Origin of the sequence: Marinobacterium sp. BA1, from assembly GCF_041155135.1 — a bacterium.
GTDB classification, from domain to species: domain Bacteria; phylum Pseudomonadota; class Gammaproteobacteria; order Pseudomonadales; family Balneatricaceae; genus Marinobacterium; species Marinobacterium iners.
Map to the genome: position 1 here is coordinate 3,871,060 of NZ_BAAFHC010000001.1, position 17,732 is coordinate 3,888,791.

The window sequence follows — 17,732 nt, forward strand, 5'->3', positions numbered from 1 at the left end:
AAGGGAGGCACTGTTCAGTCGAACAGGGCCGCGTAATCGGTGTCTTTAAAGCCAACTTCAACCCGACCGTCGTCCAGTTCCAGCACCGGACGCTTGATCAGAGTCGGCTGTTCGACCATCAAGGCCTGCAAGGCAGCCGCATCGGTAGTGGCCTTGACCTCATCCGGCAGCTGACGCCAGGTGGTGCCGCGCTTGTTCAGTACTTTGTCCAGCCCGGCTGCATCACCCCAATGGGCGACCTTGTCAGCGCCAAGGCCCTGTTTGCGAAAGTCATGAAATTCAAATGCAACACCACGGGCTTCCAGCCATTTGCGCGCCTTGCGCACGGTGTCGCAGTTGCTGATGCCGTACAGCGTGGTCACGGGCAACTCCTTACAGGGATTCAATATAGCGGCGAATGCGTTCGGCCGCTTCAACACACTCGGATACCGTTGCCACCAGTGCCATGCGCACAAAACCGGACCCCGGCAGCACGTCGTCCACTTCGCGGGACAGGTAGCGGCCCGGCAGCACGGTCAGATTCTGCTGTGCGAATAGACCCTTGGCAAATTCATCATCCGCCATCGGGGTGGGTGCCCAGAGATAGAAGCTGGCATCGGACTGTTTCACATCCATCACCGGCTGCAGTACGCGCAGCACCGCATCGAACTTATGTCGATACTGGCAGCGGTTTTCGTATACGTGGCCTTCGTCATTCCAGGCGGCGATGGAGGCCAGCTGGTGCTGAACCGGCATGGAGCAGCCGTGGTAGGTACGATAGAGCAGGAAAGGTTCCAGCAGGCTGGCATCACCGGCGATAAAACCGGAGCGCATGCCGGGCAGGTTGGAGCGCTTGGAGAGGCTGTGGAACACGATGCAGCGGGCATAGTCGTTCCGGCCCAGCTCGGCACAGGCCTGCAGCAATCCGGCAGGCTTGTTGTCCTCGTCCGGGTACAGCTCGGAATAGCACTCATCCGAGCAGATGATGAAGTCATGTTCATCGGCCAGGGCGATCAGCTTTTTCAGGGTCTCGACACTGTGCACGGCCCCGGTTGGGTTACCCGGTGAGCAGACAAACAGCAGCTGGGTTCGCTGCCAGATATCCGCTGGAACGGCATCATAATCGGGGATAAAGCCGTTTTCGGCCAGGCAGTTGAGGTAGTAAGGTTCGGCCCCGGACAGATAGGTGGCCCCTTCATAGATCTGATAGAAGGGGTTGGGGGACATGACCAGAGCACCGGGCTTGCGCTCGACCGCCGCCTGAGTGAAAGCAAAGATAGCTTCACGGGTACCGTTGACCGGCAGAATGTTGCGCTCAGGGTCCATGCTGTCGGTCTGCAGACCGAAGCGGCGTTCGCACCAGCTTGCCATTGCCTGACGCAGTTCCGGCATCCCCTTGGTGGTCGGGTAGGTGGAAACACCGCTGAGGTTTTCCGCCAGTACATCGGTTACGAAGGGCGGAGCCGGATGTTTGGGCTCTCCAATGCCGAGCGAGATGTGCTCAAGGCTTTTGGGGGGCTGAACACCGGCCTTGAGGACGGCCAGTTTCTCAAACGGGTAGGGCTGCAGTCGGTCGAGATCGCGGTTCATGCAAGTTTCCTGTCATACCCTGCAAAGTGCAGGGTTTTAGGCCAGATTTCAGGCGCAAAAGTATAGCGGAAGCGGCCTATTCGATGCCAGTTAAGCGCAGCGGATCGAGCAGACCTTCCACCTCTTCGCGCTCAAGGTCGGTCTGTTCCACGACCACGTCGACGATGGGTCGACCTTCGGTATAGGCCTGTTTGGCAAGGGTGGCCGCCTGCTCATAGCCCAGAACCGGGTTGAGTGCCGTGACTAGAACCGGGTTGCGCGACAGGGCCGCCTCGATATTGTCGCTGTTGACCGTAAAGCCTTCGATCGCCTTTTCGGCCAGTGTGACGGCAGCGTTGGCGACCAGCATCTCGCTCTGCAACAGGTTGTAGGCAATCAGCGGCAGCATGGTATTGAGCTGAAAGTTGCCGTGCTGGCCACAAATGCTGATGCTGACATCGTTGCCACACACCTGAGCGGCGGCCATCATGACTGCTTCGGAGATCACCGGGTTGACCTTGCCGGGCATGATGGAAGAGCCAGGTTGCAGGGCAGGCAGGGCGATTTCGCCAAGACCTGCCAGTGGGCCGGAGTTCATCCAGCGCAGATCATTGGCAATTTTCATCAATGCCGTGGCGCAGGTCTTGAGCTGGCCGGACAGCTCAACTGCCGTATCCTGACAGGCCTGAGCCGTAAAGTGGTTCTGTGCAGGCTGCAGGGTCAAGCCGGTACGAATGCTGAGCTGACGGCAGAACAGGCGTGAGAAGGCGCGCGGGGCGTTGACCCCGGTACCCACCGCCGTTCCGCCTTGAGCCACCTGCAACAGTCGCGGGCGCACGCTTTCCAGTCGTGCGATGCAGTCCTGTATCTGTGTCAGCCAGCCTGATACCTCCTGATCCATGCGGATAGGCATGGCATCCATCAGATGGGTACGACCGGTCTTGACGATCTGGGACAGCTCAGAGCGCTTGCGCGTCAGAATGCCGACCAGATGGCGCAGTGCCGGGATCAGGCTGTTTTCCAGCTGCAGCAGTGCGCTGACATGGATACAGGTGGGGATCACATCGTTCGAGCTTTGGCTCATGTTGATGTGATCATTCGGGTGCAGCTCAAGGCCAGTGCGCTGCTTGATCAGCGCACTGAGCACTTCGTTCATGTTCATGTTGCTGCTGGTGCCGGAGCCGGTCTGGAATACGTCCACCGGGAATTGGTCGAGATGTTCACCAGCGATCAGCTGGTCGGCTGCGTCAACAATGGCATCTGCCTGCTCTTTTTCCAGCAGGCCCAGCTCCGCATTGGCTCGTGCGCAGGCTGCCTTGATCTGGGCCAGCGTTGTGATGAACGCAGCCGGCAGGCACAGATCACTGATCTGAAAGTTATCCACAGCCCGTTGAGTCTGTGCGGCGTACAGGGCATCACGGGGTACCTGTACCTCACCCATGCTGTCATGCTCGGTGCGAAATTCCGGATTCATGCTTGGCTCCCTGTGCGTTTTTAAATGGTCCCGAACCGGGTGTTGTACAATCAGTTTATACACAATCCGGGGAGGATGCGCATAGCGTCAAATACCGTTTGAAGGGTGCAGGATCACCCCGGAGTGCAAAGTATCGGTGTTTGGATAATATGGGGTAGACTCTCGTTCCGTTCATCTGTTCCCTGCTTCAAGAGTGATCACCCATGAGTTTGCTTACTCGCTGGCCACGCGACCAGCTCTGCCTCAGTGTTGAAGAACGTCGTCATGCCGTGCAGGCGGTGGAGCAGGCGTTCGCTGCCACCCTGGAGTCATTGAAGGTGGATATTGGCCTGAAGGAGATGTTCGAGGAGATCTATGTGCCGCTGGCTGCCTGGATTCTGGCGCGCAAGCGACAGCAGGAAGGACCGCTGGTGCTGGGCATCAACGGTGCGCAGGGTGCCGGCAAGTCGACCCTGTTCAATCTGTTGGAAGTGATTCTGGGTGAAGGGTTTGATCTGCGAGTGGTGGGTTTCTCCATCGATGATATCTACAAGACCCGTGCCGACCGCGAGGCGATGGCGCGCAGCATTCATCCTCTGTTTGTCACCCGAGGCGTACCCGGTACACATGATGTAGAGCTGGGCATGGAGATTATCGACAGCCTGTGCGCCGATGATCCCGAACGGGTGACCAAAATTCCGGTGTTCGACAAGTCGATCGATGATCGCTGCCCCGACTCGGTGTGGCAGGAATGGATCGGCGGCGCGGATCTGATCGTGCTGGAGGGCTGGTGCGTCGGCGCGCAGCCGCAGCAGGAGGAAACTCTGGTTGAGCCGGTGAATATTCTTGAGCGCAACGAAGACCCGCACGGAGTTTGGCGGCGGCATGTCAATGAACAGCTGAAAGGGTCCTATCGAGAGCTGTTTTCACGTTTGGATGTATTGCTGATGCTCTGCGTACCGAGTATGGATGCGGTGTATGAGTGGCGTTCGCTGCAGGAGAAAAAACTGGCCGAGCGGATCCAGTATATCTATGACACTCAGCAGCCGACTGACCATCTGCGAATCATGGATGGTAACGAAATCAAACGTTTCATTCAGCACTATGAACGCCTGACCCGGGCCATGCTGGACGAAATGCCTGATCAGGCTGATGTCACCCTGTTTCTGAACGAAAACCACAAAATCGCGGATATTCGCGTGCTTAAGCCGTTGTGTAGCAGCTAGATCGGCAGCAAGGTGGTTGATGCGATGCCATGCACCACGGTATTGATCGCCCGGTTGGATGAGTCAGAGACAATTTTTGCCATCATGTCCTGATGGGCGATCAACTTGGACATAATGCGCTCGTAGCTTAGATTGGTTGGGCTGTTGGCGTACAGGAAAGGCTCACCGTTTTCCTGCCGGTAGGTATTGAGTCGCCAGGCCACGGCTTCCAGATTACGGGCGCAGTTGTACAGTTTTTGCTGATCCATCTCGTTGAGCATGTAAAACTCGTCACGATAACTGTACGAAGCGTGCAGCATCCCGGTAATGCCGACCATCAGTGCAAATACCCGGTCGCCCTGAAACGCGGGATCAAACGCCAGTGGCACGGCTTTCTCTGCATACAGGTTGTTCAGTTCTGGGTGGGTGATCAGTCGAGGGGAGTTCAGCAGCAATTCCAGGCGTCTTTCGATGGTCATACCGGGTACTTTCGCCAGCTCCCGCGGGTTGCGCTTGTACAGCTTGATAGCCAGTTCTCGCGCCAGATGAGTAACTGTTTCAACATGCAGATCGGCGACCATATCGATCTCGGACTTGCCCAGGTTTTTAAACTGGAACGGACGCTCATTGCCACTGGCTGCACAGCCGCCAAGCAGCAAGCCTGTCAGCAATAACCCAAGTATCCGTCTTGTCTGTTTTGGTCCATGCATCGATTTCAATCTCCTTGATCTGAACTGCACCCCGCGTGATCCCGGGCAGTATAACCCTGATTGTTTCGGTTATAGTAACCGCTTGAGCCCATTCGACTGGAGAAATCTATGAGTGATACCCCCGAAATCAGTGCCCTGCGCCGCGAATATGTGGCGGCGGGACTGAGTCGTGACGAGCTGGCGGCTGACCCGCTGGAGCAGTTTGGTCACTGGATGCAGCAGGCGCTGGAGGCCTATCCCGACGATGCAACCTCAATGACTCTTGCCACGGCCGGTGCGGATGGCTGGCCAGCCGCACGTATTGTGCTGCTCAAGCGTTTCGATGCGGATGGTTTCTGTTGGTTCACTGATTTTCGCTCCGAGAAGGGGGAGCAGTTGCAGCAGAACCCGAAAGCCGAGTTGCTGTTTTACTGGCGCGGACTTGAGCGTCAGGTGCGGATCCGTGGACGTGTCGAGCAGCTTGATCACGCAATGGGCGAGACCTACTTTCACGAACGGCCGCGCGGCAGTCAGCTGAGTGCGGCAGCTTCGCATCAAAGCTTCCCGATTGATCATCGTATCACGCTGGAACAGCGCGTAGCCGAACTGGATCAAACCTTTGAGGGAGCCGTCATTCCCTGTCCGTTAACCTGGGGTGGTTATCGGCTGATACCCGAGCTGTACGAATTTTGGCAGGGACGGGAGAGCCGCCTGCATGATCGCTTCCGCTACCAGTACAATGACACCGGCTGGCAGATAGAACGTCTGCAACCCTGATTAAACCGCTACACGGGAGTTGGCTGGTTGTTGACCTGCCGACTCCTCCTCAAGACACCTTTTCACGCCACTGCAAGTCGCCAATCTGCACGTTGAGCCAGTCGAACCCGATTCGACGGGCAACCGCTGCTGCACCATCCAGGCTTTTGAATTCCCGTTCCCCTTTTGAGCGCTGCAGGTTGAGTGTCACCACCTCCTGATCACGCGTGATGAATTTCAGGGTCCAACCGCGTGACATCGAGACCGGAATCGCCTGGCAGGAATCAAACACCCCCGCCTTGAAAAGCAATTTTATTTCCTTCTCTTGCATCGTCTTAATCCTTTTGTGATTCATCATTTATCTATTAATGATAATTATAAATGCAATACTGATGAATGGCAAAAAAACAGGCCTGTTATTTCATATATAACCAATTGAAAATAAAGGATTTTTTAGATTTTATTCTGGATTTTTCGCAGCTGGATATGCTTTTGCATAACCTATTGTTTATAAAGGAAAATATTTCATTTTTTACTTAGATCTTTTTGTTATTTATGAATATTTTGATTGATCGAAATGATATTTATGATTAATCATTAAGCAATTTTTGATTTTTCATTGCTGGGTATGGTCGATAGCTGCCTGGGAGGATGTAAAAGCAGATTATGAGTCAGCTCAGGTTCTGGCAGTGGGAGGGGGGCTAAGGGGCAAGATTAAGCGGGGGAGACGGGAAAAGCAGGCAGCCTGAACGGCTGCCCGGTGAGCGGATCAGTTTGAGCGCTTGGTCTCGAGCCTGGTCTGCAGGATTTGCTCAACTGCATCGAGCTGCTTACGCATCTGCTCAACAGCGCTGTTGTCATCGTTGGAGGGTGAAAAACGGAACATGTCCAGCATCTCGATCAGGAATTTCTCTTCGTTCATCTTGCTGATCTGTTCCGGCGTCCAGTTCTTGTGTGAGTACATGGTGATCTCCTTTTTGAATGTGCTGATTTAGATATGCGCCAGATGTGAGCGTTTTTCAAGTTGGATTGTACTGATGAGCTATGCTGAAAAGTCGAGAGGAGGACTCGTTGAGCTGAGTCAATATGTGCTCCAGGCTTAAGAGGTAATCTGTTCCCAACTAGGGTAACGAACGTAAAGGTGATTGTGATGTTCGGGATTGATCTGTACAGCTTCGAGGTATTGGCGCCGAGCCTGCTGGGTATTGTGGGTATGGCTGCAGTGATGGTGTGGGCCTTTATCAAGGTTCGCAAGCTGATGAATGAAGACGGCAAAAAACAGAAATAATCTTTCTGGCCGCCAACAGGACATGAAAACAAACCCGCCGAACTTGGCGGGTTTGTTTTTTCAGCCGTTGTGGTAAATCCATTCCAGCAGCTCACGTTCAAATGCCGTGATCGGGCTGGGGCCGTGGAATTTTTCCGGCAGGCTGATACTGCTCAGCAGCAGTACAAATACATAGCGTTCACCTGAGGCCGTATCGATGTATCCGGCCAGATTGCGGCTTCCGTTGACGGTGCCCGTTTTCGCCTTGATCGCTCCCTGCAACGGGGGTTGTCGTGTGCTGGCACGGTATTTCAGGGTACCGCTGGCACCCGAAACCGGCAGTGACTGGTAGCTGTGAAGTTCGGAGTGGGCAGCCAGCCAGCGCAGCAGGTTGGCCAGCTGGCGGGCCTGAATCAAATTGTCCCGTGACAGGCCTGAGCCGTCACTGAGAGCCGCCAGGTGCAGGTCAACACCGGTATGCTGTTGGATAATCGTTTTCATGGCGCGGACGCCGCTTGCAAAACTGCCGGCTTCACCGGAGTGGATCGGCAGGGTTTTAAGCAACAAGTCTGCAATCAGGTTGTCGGAACGCTGCAGGGTCTGTTGCAACAGTTCAGCCAACGGCGCTGACTGTACCTGCGCCAGCAGTTGCCAACCCGAACCCAGTGCCCCCGGCACAATATCGCCTCTTAGTACGATACCCTGTCGGCTGAGTTCCTGACGAATACGTGCCTTGCCGTGTGCAACAGGGTCGTTGATGGCAAACTTGAGCGGCAGTACATCACGCTGATCACTGATGCAGCCGCTGAGATGGTAACGGTTGCCAGGACCCAAGCGCGCTTCCAGTTCGCACAGCTGTTGTTCGATCTGTTCTTCTGGCAGCACCATTACGCTGGACGTGACTTCGATCGGCTGGTGGGCCGGCACAAAGAAGCGGGCGGGCTTACCGCTGCCGCGGCTATTCAGGCTGGCCTGAATACAGTTGCCTTCGAGGGTCAATGCCGCCACGGGTGCGCTGTAACATACGCCCAGATTATTCCAGGGCCAGCCGTGGGCACGGTCGTAACCGCTGAAACGGCTGGTATCGAGCAGAATGTTTCCCTCTATTTCGCGTACACCTTGTTGGCGCAGTTGTGTCAGTAATTCACCCAGCTGGGCCACGCTCAGGTCAGGTGCGCCGGTGAATTCAAACAGCAGGTCACCCTGCCAGCGACCACCCTGCTGTTGGCCGCGTTGCCAAAGGCGAGTGGGAAAGCGGTAGTCCGGCCCCAGGGTCAGCTCGGCGGCTGTGGCGGTAAACAGTTTCAACGTGCTGGCCGGAGGCAGCAGAGTGTCGCCGCGGTAATCGATCTCCAGGACACCCGTTGTACTCAAGGGTGCCACCACGAGTGCCATCTGACTGCCTTCAGGTGCCAGATCAAGAATTTTTTTCCACTCCTGAGCATGGACAACAGGCGCCAGTAACAGCAGGATAAAAAGTCGCAACAGCATGGTGAGTCTGCCTTTTGTTTGAGCTGGGGAGTTGAATCGAATAATAGGTGCATTGTGCCAGACCGCCACTGAACAAATACAGCGCTGAACGGAGTCGAAATGAGCCCTGACATAGCTGCAAACCCCCTGATCCCTGAACTGCTGGCCCTGCTGAGGGCCCATCCGGACGGGATCAGCGAGTTCAGGCTGATGAAAGGGCTGGAAGCGCATCCTGCCTTTGCCGAACTGGCCGATGACTATCAGCTACGCCTGTTTCAGAAACACTTCATGATCATGCACGGTCTTTATACTTTGCAGACCCGCCTCTGGTACGAAGAACAACTGAGACTTGAAATTTCTCCGCTTAGTGTACGCTGCCATGCTGAACCGGTAGACAGTATCACCGAGCAGGCATCTGTCCCCGGAGCGGCCGATCCTCTGCGTGACTACTATCTTGACTGGACGCAGCTGCAACACACCAGTGCACGAGATGTACAGCGCCTGCTGGCCGGCTTCATGGAGCAACTCGATCACCCCGGTGCGCGGCACAAGGCTCTGGAAACACTGGAGCTTGACGCCGGTGCCAGCCAGGAAAAAATTCGCAGTCGTTACCGCCAACTGGCCGCTCAGCTTCACCCTGACAAAGGGGGAGACAGTGAGGCGTTCATTAAAGTTCGCCGTGCTTACGAACTGCTCCGCTCCGGCGGCTAAGCATGTAAAGATCTGTAAAAGCCGCTGCCGCTAAAGGAACAATCCTCTAATATAAGGCTCTCACGGGACTGGCTGGCGCACTCTATGATGCGCGCTGCCGGTTTGTATCCGTACGAAACAGGGAACCGATGTGCGAATCCTACTCCTTTTACCCATGCTGCTGGTGCTGAGCGCCTGCAGCAGCCCGCCAAAATTGATGTCGCCGCAACCCGAACTGCCCGACAACTGGACCAGCGCTGAAGGGAGCGACACGGAACCGGTCTCGGAAGAGCTGCGTGGCTGGCTGGTACAACTGAATGATCCACGTTTGCAGGAACTGGCGACGGAAGCCCTGGCGGCCAATCCCGGACTGCAGGCCGCTCGGTACAATGTGAGTCGCAGCCGTGAAGCTGTGGATATAAGCCGTGCAGATCGGTTGCCTTCGCTGGCACTTAATCTGGGCAGTACCCGCAGGGAAGACAGTGATCGGGTAGACTCCCTCGATTTCAGTATCAGCCTGGATCTGGATCTGTGGGGCCGACTCAGTGCGCGTCAGCGTCAGGCCCGACTTGATCTGGCTGCGGCTGAAGCCGGGTTGCGACAACAGGAACAATCGCTGGTGGTCAAACTTGGCACTCAGTGGTTTGCTCTGCAGGAAGCCCAGCTGCTGCTCGACCTGTACCGTCAGCGTCGTGACAATCTGGCACAGAATGTCGAGGTGATTGCATCCGGCTATCGCCAGGGGCTGAATGAGGCGTTGGACCTGTATCTGGCGCGTAACAACCTGCATGCCGAAAACGCCCGTGTTGAACAGCAAACTCAGCAATTGGCTGAAATTCGTCGTGAGCTGGAGTTGCTGCTCGGGCGCTATCCGTCCGCTCGGTTGATCGCAGAAGCCGCGTTGCCCTGGCTGGAGACTGACATACCGGCAGGTTTGCCGGCCGATGTGTTGACCCGTCGCCCCGATCTGCAGCAGCAGTGGCTGGAACTATTATCAGCCGATGCGGCTCTGGCCGCTGCCCACCGTGATCGCTTTCCCAGCCTTGGTCTGACCAGTACGGGCCTTGGGGGCAGCAGTGATGCCCTCAGTGATCTGTTGTCACTGGGCAACCTGAGCTGGAGCATAGGTGCGAGGCTGACGCAAACACTGTTCGATGCCGGTCGCAAGGCATCGTTGCAGGATCAGGCGCTGGCGCGTCGGCAGGAGCTGGAACAACGCTGGCTGGAAGCAGTGTATGCCGCATTGGCCGAGGTGGAAAATGCATTGTCGCTTCGACAGAGTTTGCTCGAACGCCACGCTCAGTACCTTGAGGCTCAGCGCAATGCCGTGCATGCCGAAAACTTGGCCTTTGAGCAGTATCAGAAGGGCTTGACCAGCTACACCACCGTTCTGGAAGCCCAGAGACGCTCCTTTGATGCCCAGACCAGTGTATTGGGGCTGCGCCGCCAGCTGCTCCAGAACCGGATCGAGCTGTATCGTGCGCTGGGCGGCACTTTTCAAACCGACCTTCCAACAACAGAGCCTGAGCAGGAGCCTGCCGGACAATGATCAAACGTATTCTTCCCCTGATCGTCATTCTGGTAATGGCCACATTCGGTTGGCTTATATACAGCAATCCACCTGAAGTGCACCGTGGTAAGCCGCCGCAACCGGCCAGAATCAATGTAGATACCCAAACCATTGCTGCTGCTCCCTACCGGGTGATGATCGAAAGCTACGGTCGCATTCGGCCACGTACCCAAAGCACTCTGCAACCGCAGGTTAGCGGTGAGGTTGTCTGGCTGGCCGCTGATTTCCGTGCTGGAGGCTTTTTCGAGAAGGGTGAAGAGCTGATCCGGCTAGATAGCCGTGACTATGCGGCCGAAGTGGCGCAGGCTGAAGCCAGCGTGATCAGTGCCCGACAGCAACTGGCCGAAGAACAGGCACGGGCCGACCAGGCCGCTGCAGACTGGGAGCGTCTGGGGAACTCCGGGCAAGCACCGGCACTGGTGTTGCGCAAGCCTCAACTGGCCAGTGCCCGTGCCAGTCTGGCGTCGGCCGAGGCGGTGTTGGCCAAAGCGCGGCTTAATCTGGAACGAACCCGCATCCGTGCCCCCTATGCCGGCCGTGTACTGGAAAAAAGTGTTGATTTGGGGCAGGTGGTGTCCAGCAATACCACCCTTGCCGAGATCTACGCAGTGGACTATCTCGAAGTGCGTCTGCCGTTGCAGAGTCGTGATCTTGGCTTTGTGGATCTGCCCGAAGAATATCGCTTTGACCAGACCGGTGGCACACAGCCACGGGTGGAGCTGATCTCTGATCTGGTCCAGCGTGAAGTTTGGAGCGGCCGTATTGTGCAGACGGAAGGCGCTATCGATGCCACCAGCCGTCAGTTACATGTGCTGGCGCAGCTGGATGACCCCTATGGCGAGAAGGCAGTTGATCGGGTTCCGCTGAAAGTGGGGCAGTACGTTACTGCGCGCATCGAGGGGCGGGAAATTCCGGATGCAATCGTGATTCCCAACCGTGCCATCTATCAGGGCAGTTATGTCTACCGTGTTGAGAACGGTGTACTGCAGCGTCAGCCGATCCGCATTGACTGGCAGAATGAGACCGAGGCCTTGATTGGCGAGGGGCTTGAGCCCGGTGACGAACTGGTGCTGACGTCGCTCGGTCAGGTGATTTCAGGTACTCAGGTCAAAATTCGAGGTGCGGCCAAGCCTGAATCGGAACAACGCTCCGAAGGGCCTGCAGTACAAGGTCAGCGCCGTGCAGCAGGAGAACAGCCATGATCGCCTGGTTCGCACGCAACCATGTGGCCGCCAACCTGCTGATGGTCACCATTCTCTTCACCGGTTTGATGTCACTCAAATACAATATTCCGCTGGAGGTTTTTCCCAGTTTCGAGACCGACACCATCAGTGTCAATGTCAGTCTGCGCGGCGCAACTCCTGAAGATGCCGAGCTGAGTCTTGCAACCCGGGTCGAGGAGGCGGTCAGTGATCTGGAAGGGGTGAAACAGATCAACAGCCGTTCAGTGGAAGGGGGGGCGACGATCACGATCGAAGTCGACAGCGGCTACGATGCCCGTGAGTTGTTGGCGGATGTGAAGTCACGCGTGGATGAAATTGGCACTTTCCCCAGTGAGGCGGATCAACCGGTCATCTCACTGGCCACTTTCAAGCGTGACGTGATTACGGTCGCCGTCGCCGGAGAGCTGAGTGAACAGGAGCTGCGCGGCTATGCCGAGCGGGTGCGTGATGATCTGTTGCGCACGCCGGGGATCACTCAGGTCGAGCTGGACGGGGTACGCAACTACGAGATCGCTATCGAGCTTTCACAGGATCAGCTGCGCGCCTACGATCTGACGCTGTCGGAAGTGGCCGAGCGGATCGGCAACAGCTCACTGGATCTCTCAGCCGGCAACATCCGCACCGATGGCGGCGATATTCTGATCCGGTCCAAGGGGCAGGCGTACTATCGTGACCAGTTTGAGCCGCTGGTCATCAAGGCCAACACCGATGGCAGTCTGCTGCGACTGAGGGATATCGCCAACGTGACCGATGGCTTTGAAGAGTCGGCGTTGCGTACCCGGTTTAACGGCAAACCTGCAGCAATGCTGGATGTCTATCGTGTCGGTGATCAAAGTGCCATCGAAGTGGCCGACAAGGTCAAGGCCTATGTTCATAAGCAGCAGGCCAACCTGCCGCAGGGGCTGGAGCTGAGTTACTGGGGCGACGGTTCACTGCTGGTCAAAAGCCGCATCAAAACGCTGACCACAAACGCACTGCAGGGCGGCATCCTGGTGTTGCTGCTGCTGACTTTGTTCCTGCGCCCCTCCATCGCGTTCTGGGTGTTTATCGGTATACCGGTGAGTTTTATGGGCGCCTTTCTGGTTATGCCACTGTTCGGCGTTACCCTGAACGTGCTGTCACTGTTCGGCTTTATTTTGGTACTGGGGATTGTGGTGGATGATGCCATCGTCACCGGTGAGAACATCTACAGTCACCTGCGCAATGCCGAGTCCGGTCTGCAGGCATCCGTTCGTGGCACACAGGAAGTAGCGGTACCGGTGACCTTCGGTGTGCTGACCACGGTTGCAGCATTCTTGCCAATTGGCTTTATCGAGGGTGCCCGTGGTGCGCTGTTCGCCCAGATACCGGTCGTTGTTATTCCGGTGCTGCTGTTTTCGCTGATCGAATCCAAGTTCGTATTGCCGGCCCACTTGAAGCACCTCAAGCTGCGTCAGAACGAAGTTGAACAGCAGGGAAGGCTGTCGCAGATGCAGCAGCGTTTTGCCGATGGTTTTGAGCGCATGATTCTCAAGTATTATCAGCCGTTGCTGGCGCTGAGCCTGAAACATCGACTGACTACACTGGCGCTGTTCAGCGGCGTGTTCATTCTGATACTGGCCTTTATTCTGTCGGGCTGGACACGCTTCGTGTTTTTCCCGCGGGTTGAAGCGGATACGGCGCGCGCTTCACTGACGATGCCCAGCGGTACCCCCTTTGAAGTGACCGACCGCCATATCGTGCGGATGGTCGAAGCGGCTCGGGCACTGCAGGAGGACTACCGGGATCCGAATACCGGTGAAAGTGTGATCATGAATATATTTTCCACTACCGGTGCCGGTGGCAGTGCCGAAACGGGCCGAATTCGCTTTGAGCTGCAGCCGGCTGAAGAGCGGGAGCAGGAGGTGAGCGCTTCGACACTCATTAACGAATGGCGTGAGCGAATCGGGCCGATCCCCGGAGCCGAGACGCTGACTTTCAGAGCGGAAATAGGGCGAGCCAGTGACCCGGTCAGCATCGAGTTGCGCTCGGGAGATGTGGATGATCTGCGTGCCATGGCGCAGCAGGTAAAGGCGCGACTGGAAACCTATCCCACCCTGTTTGATATCGCCGATAACCTGTCAGACGGCAAGGAAGAGCTGCAGCTGGAGCTGACACCACAGGCTCATCTGCTTGGCCTGACTCGCAGTGACATCATTCGTCAGGTGCGGCAGAACTTTTTCGGTATCGAGGTGCAGCGGGTACAGCGTGGCCGAGACGATGTAAGGGTGATGGTACGTTTGCCGCTGGAAGAGCGTCAGGCGATTGCCGGCCTCAAGGGGATTCTGATCAACACCCCGGGTGCCGGGCAGGTACCGTTGGATGAAGTGGCGCAGCTGGTGCCGGGCAAAAGCCCTTCGGCCATCTACCGTGTTGACCAGTATCGTACCGCCAATGTGGTTGCCGATATGGACAAGGTCAACACCAATACCACGGTGCTGAATCGCGATCTAAACGAATTTTTGACTGAGCTGGTGCTGCAATATCCCGGTGCAGAATTTAGCCTTGAAGGGGAGGCCGAAGAGCAGCGGGAGTCCTTTGCCTCGCTGGCACTGGGGCTGGCATTCGTGTTTTTCGTGATCTACAGCCTGTTGGCAATCCCGTTCCGCTCCTACCTGCAACCGCTGATTGTGATGTCGGTGATTCCTTTTGGCGCCATTGGAGCGATTGTTGGTCACTGGATCATGGGGATGGACCTGACCATCATGAGCCTGCTGGGGTTGATGGCTCTGATTGGCGTAGTGGTGAACGACAGCCTGGTACTGGTGGACTTCACCAACCAGCGGCGCAAGGAGCTGCAGGCGGGAGGAGAGCACTCACACTTCGAGGCAACGCGACAGGCGGTGCTGGTTGCGGGGGTTGCACGCTTCCGACCTGTGATGCTGACTTCGCTCACTACCTTTATCGGCTTAATGCCACTGTTGTTTGAAAAGGCGGTGCAGGCCCAGTTCCTGATCCCGATGGCAGTTTCGTTGGGCTTCGGCATCATCTTTGCGACGGTCGTCACATTGATCATGGTGCCGGTCAACTTCATGCTGTTGGAAGATCTGCGCAGACTCGGGCGTCGGCTGGCGAAGCGACCCGAGCCTGTCAGCACTCACTGACCCTTCACGAGCCCGCTCCGGTCCGAGGGGCAGGCTCATGCGGCAGGTCTTCTGCCGGCGTTAGCCGTTGATGCAGCCATGCCAACGCCAGCAGTCCCAACCCTAGCCCCATGAAGGAGGCTACCCGCCAGAGCCCTGTCAGGTCTGACATGTCGATCAGGAATAGCTTGGCGACCACAACCAGCAGCAATGCCATTCCACTGCGGTAGAGTGTCCGACTGTGGAGCCAACTTCCCCCCAGCAGTGCTGCCGAGGCCAATAGCAGCCAGATGGCGGAGTAGGTGTACAGCTCGCCATCCGGAGTCGGTCTGGCCAGACTCAGTTCACCCTGCCACAGGTGGCGGATTTCCATGGAGATGAACAGCAGCAGGCTCAGCCCGGCGGCCAGTCCTGCCCAGCGACCTATTGCTGCAGGCAGCTGTCGCCATAGCAGTACCAGCAACAACGAGGGGGCACCGTAACTGATTAGCAGCAGGTTCCACAGCGGGGTGTCACTGATCTCGGTACTACTCCAGAGCGGGTTGAAAATTAGTAAAACCCATATCAGGTGATTGGCGGCTGCAGCGAGCAGATGGAGTGTTGCGATCACCTGATAGAAACGTGTCAGATGCTGGCTGAGTCGCGCACGCCACAGGTAGATGCAACCGGCACTGCCCCAGATCAGGGTGTTGAGGCTGGCTTCCAGAAAACTGTATTCCTGCCGGAAAATATCGCCATCATACAGCCACCAGCGGACTTCGGCTGCCAGCGTGAGTATCAGCAGGTGGGCTGCACCGCCCTGTAGCCAGGCAGTCATTTTCACATCACTTCGCAGAATCCAGGCAGCGGCGGCAGCACAGGCGCTGGCGCCACCGTAGGTCCAGAGTGACCAGTGGCTGTCGTTGGCATAGCTCAACAGCCAGGGGTTGAAGGTCAATCGGCATACTACGATGGCGAGCACCAGTCGGATAACCCAGGGCAACCACTGCAGCTGGTAGCGACGTTGCAGCAATGACAGGCTGATCAACTGAACGGCCAGTGCCAGTGTCAGTGTCGCATCCACCAGCCAGATAACGGCTGCCAGCGACAGTCCCAGGTGGGCACTGCTGATCAGCAGTACTCGCACCAGGTCGCTGCCGGGTTGCTGCAGGGCGATTCGTGACAGAGCCAGGTAGATCAGCCCCAGTATTAATGCGGCACCGCCCCAGGCCCAGTCACTGCTGAAAGCGGTAAACAGGTAATAGCTCAGTGCCAGCATCAGCAACGGCGTCAAACAGCCGAGGCCGATCCAGAAGGCGGCATGTTGCACCCGCCTGAACACCAGCCATGCAGGGCCTGCCGTGAACAGAATGGTCAGCATTACAAAGCGGGAGACCAGTGCGGCCTGAGTGGTTGCATCGGGAGCTGTAAACAGTAGCTGATCGCCGAAATAACTCAGCATCGGCATCACCACAGCCAGCGCGGTTGTTGCCAGTATCAGTGCCGGCAGCGGGTTGAAAAGTGGGCGCCGGCTTGCTGCCAGCAATAACAGTGCAGGCAGTAGCAGCAGAGTGAGGTAACTGCTGGCATGGACGGTTTCAAGTGCCAGTGTGTAACCCTGAGCCAATACGATCAGAATCAGGGTTGGCAATACCGGCCAATGGCGTTGGCCACGAACCTGATGCAACAGATCGAGCCAGCGGTTGGCAGCGGGCCCTGTCTGTTGCAGCAGCCAGTCCTGAGCGGGTACGGCGAGAAACAGATACGCCAATGCCAGCAGATAAAGCGAGCGCACCCCGTCAGCAGGTGTAGTGGCAAGACTTAAACCCCACCAACCGAGACTGCCGATGATGACACCTGCCCAGAGCCAAAGGCGTTCCACATAGGCCAGTAACCAGAGCGAAAACAGTGTCAGGATGCTGATGTAGACCAGTGCCAGTTCGATCTGCCCAGAACCCGTGCTGACCAGAATGGGTACCAGATAGCCGCCCAACATGCCCAGTGCTGCCAGCACGGGTCCGTGCCTCAGGGCAAGTGCCAGTGTGGCAAAGGACACCAGCGCCATGCCCGCGAAGATCAATCCGGGTGAAATACTCTCCAGCAGCTTGAAAGCGGCAAAGAGTGCGGCATACAGGATGATACTGGCTCCACCGGCAAGCGCTGCGAATACATCGTTCTGGCCGCGTTTGCGCCTGAGCCACTCGGCCAGACCATGCAACCCCACACCTGCGATCATGGATAGAATGACCCGCGTTTCAGGTCCCATCAGCCCCTGCTCGATGGAGTAGTGCACCATGAACACTCCGGCAAGGCCGACACAGATGCCACCCAGCCAGATCATCCAGTTTTCTTTAAGGCTGTCAGTTAAGCGTCTAATCAGCCCTGCCTGCGATTGAGATGGCGGTTTGTCAGGCGTTGGGCGCGATGAGGATGGTGCGGCTGAAGCTGCAGAAGTTGAGGTGATGATGCCCCAGTTGGCATCTGCCGGGGGCTCCTGTACAGGTGGTATGGGTGCTGCTTGAGCGGCTGAAGCTGGCCGTTTTTCCTGATCAGGTTGCGAAGTGCTTGATGACGGATGGAAGCCCTGTTGCGTCAGCGCCTTCAGCTGGTGTTGCAGCTGGCTTACCTGTTCACGCAGTTGGCGGGTCACTACCCAGGCCCGAATGCCAAGCGCCGCGCCGACCAACAAAAACAGGGGGAGGGCCAGAAAAAGCAGCCAGAGTTCATCCATACTTGACCTCGCACATATCCTTTGTCTGCCGTATTGCCGGCGCTGGAATC

General features: G+C 56.9%; 15 protein-coding genes. 7 read left to right on the forward strand and 8 right to left on the reverse strand.

Annotated elements, in window-relative coordinates:
• Positions 1-14: 14 nt before the first annotated feature.
• The 3 genes from ACAM29_RS18600 to ACAM29_RS18610 all read right to left on the reverse strand — a co-directional run bounded on the left by ACAM29_RS18600 (position 15) and on the right by ACAM29_RS18610 (position 3,022).
• Complete coding sequence (locus ACAM29_RS18600) at positions 15-362, reverse strand: ArsC family reductase (RefSeq protein ID WP_369625025.1); 348 nt, start codon at positions 360-362, stop codon at positions 15-17.
• Positions 363-372: 10 nt separating this feature from the next.
• The gene (dapC, locus tag ACAM29_RS18605; RefSeq protein ID WP_369625026.1) at positions 373-1,569 is read right to left on the reverse strand and encodes a succinyldiaminopimelate transaminase; all 1,197 of its coding nucleotides are present in this window, start codon (positions 1,567-1,569) and stop codon (positions 373-375) included.
• 76 nt (positions 1,570-1,645) lie between these two features.
• A complete protein-coding gene (locus tag ACAM29_RS18610; protein WP_369625027.1) occupies positions 1,646-3,022 on the reverse strand; it encodes a class II fumarate hydratase in 1,377 nt (458 codons plus the stop codon).
• A gap of 203 nt (positions 3,023-3,225) precedes the next feature.
• Between ACAM29_RS18610 and ACAM29_RS18615 the strand changes: the two genes are divergently transcribed.
• Positions 3,226-4,227 carry a hypothetical protein gene (locus ACAM29_RS18615; RefSeq protein ID WP_369625028.1) on the forward strand — a complete coding sequence of 334 codons (1,002 nt, stop codon included), beginning with the start codon at positions 3,226-3,228 and terminating at the stop codon, positions 4,225-4,227.
• Here the strand turns inward: ACAM29_RS18615 and ACAM29_RS18620 are convergent.
• On the reverse strand, positions 4,224-4,916 hold the full coding sequence (locus tag ACAM29_RS18620; protein WP_091827311.1) for a hypothetical protein: 693 nt from the start codon (positions 4,914-4,916) through the stop codon (positions 4,224-4,226). The genes ACAM29_RS18615 and ACAM29_RS18620 overlap by 4 nt on opposite strands.
• 108 nt (positions 4,917-5,024) lie before the next feature.
• Here ACAM29_RS18620 and pdxH point away from each other — a divergent pair, with 108 nt between their 5' ends.
• A complete protein-coding gene (pdxH, locus tag ACAM29_RS18625; RefSeq protein ID WP_369625029.1) occupies positions 5,025-5,672 on the forward strand; it encodes a pyridoxamine 5'-phosphate oxidase in 648 nt (215 codons plus the stop codon).
• Positions 5,673-5,721: 49 nt separating this feature from the next.
• Here the strand turns inward: pdxH and ACAM29_RS18630 are convergent, their stop codons facing one another.
• Both ACAM29_RS18630 and ACAM29_RS18635 read right to left on the reverse strand, forming a co-directional pair.
• Positions 5,722-5,982, reverse strand: coding sequence for a hypothetical protein (locus tag ACAM29_RS18630; protein ID WP_091827313.1), 261 nt, complete (start codon positions 5,980-5,982; stop codon positions 5,722-5,724).
• A gap of 438 nt (positions 5,983-6,420) precedes the next feature.
• Positions 6,421-6,615 (reverse strand): hypothetical protein, encoded by a 195-nt coding sequence (locus ACAM29_RS18635; protein ID WP_091827314.1) that lies wholly within the window; start codon positions 6,613-6,615, stop codon positions 6,421-6,423.
• Between the two features lie 186 nt (positions 6,616-6,801).
• Between ACAM29_RS18635 and ACAM29_RS18640 the strand changes: the two genes are divergently transcribed.
• Positions 6,802-6,939 carry a hypothetical protein gene (locus ACAM29_RS18640; protein WP_175527677.1) on the forward strand — a complete coding sequence of 46 codons (138 nt, stop codon included), beginning with the start codon at positions 6,802-6,804 and terminating at the stop codon, positions 6,937-6,939.
• Between the two features lie 60 nt (positions 6,940-6,999).
• Here the strand turns inward: ACAM29_RS18640 and dacB are convergent, their stop codons facing one another.
• Positions 7,000-8,409: a D-alanyl-D-alanine carboxypeptidase/D-alanyl-D-alanine-endopeptidase gene (dacB, locus tag ACAM29_RS18645; protein ID WP_369625030.1), complete on the reverse strand. Its 1,410-nt coding sequence runs from the start codon at positions 8,407-8,409 to the stop codon at positions 7,000-7,002.
• 99 nt (positions 8,410-8,508) lie between these two features.
• Here dacB and ACAM29_RS18650 point away from each other — a divergent pair, with 99 nt between their 5' ends.
• The 4 genes from ACAM29_RS18650 to ACAM29_RS18665 all read left to right on the forward strand — a co-directional run bounded on the left by ACAM29_RS18650 (position 8,509) and on the right by ACAM29_RS18665 (position 14,993).
• Positions 8,509-9,099 (forward strand): DNA-J related domain-containing protein, encoded by a 591-nt coding sequence (locus ACAM29_RS18650; protein ID WP_369625031.1) that lies wholly within the window; start codon positions 8,509-8,511, stop codon positions 9,097-9,099.
• 130 nt (positions 9,100-9,229) lie between these two features.
• On the forward strand, positions 9,230-10,627 hold the full coding sequence (locus ACAM29_RS18655) for an efflux transporter outer membrane subunit (RefSeq protein ID WP_354408494.1): 1,398 nt from the start codon (positions 9,230-9,232) through the stop codon (positions 10,625-10,627).
• The gene (locus ACAM29_RS18660; RefSeq protein ID WP_369625032.1) at positions 10,624-11,850 is read left to right on the forward strand and encodes an efflux RND transporter periplasmic adaptor subunit; all 1,227 of its coding nucleotides are present in this window, start codon (positions 10,624-10,626) and stop codon (positions 11,848-11,850) included. Before ACAM29_RS18655 ends, ACAM29_RS18660 begins: the two co-directional genes overlap by 4 nt.
• A complete protein-coding gene (locus ACAM29_RS18665; RefSeq protein WP_369625033.1) occupies positions 11,847-14,993 on the forward strand; it encodes an efflux RND transporter permease subunit in 3,147 nt (1,048 codons plus the stop codon). Before ACAM29_RS18660 ends, ACAM29_RS18665 begins: the two co-directional genes overlap by 4 nt.
• Before the next feature lie 4 nt (positions 14,994-14,997).
• Here the strand turns inward: ACAM29_RS18665 and ACAM29_RS18670 are convergent, their stop codons facing one another.
• The gene (locus ACAM29_RS18670; protein ID WP_369625034.1) at positions 14,998-17,682 is read right to left on the reverse strand and encodes a DUF2339 domain-containing protein; all 2,685 of its coding nucleotides are present in this window, start codon (positions 17,680-17,682) and stop codon (positions 14,998-15,000) included.
• Positions 17,683-17,732 lie beyond the last annotated feature (50 nt).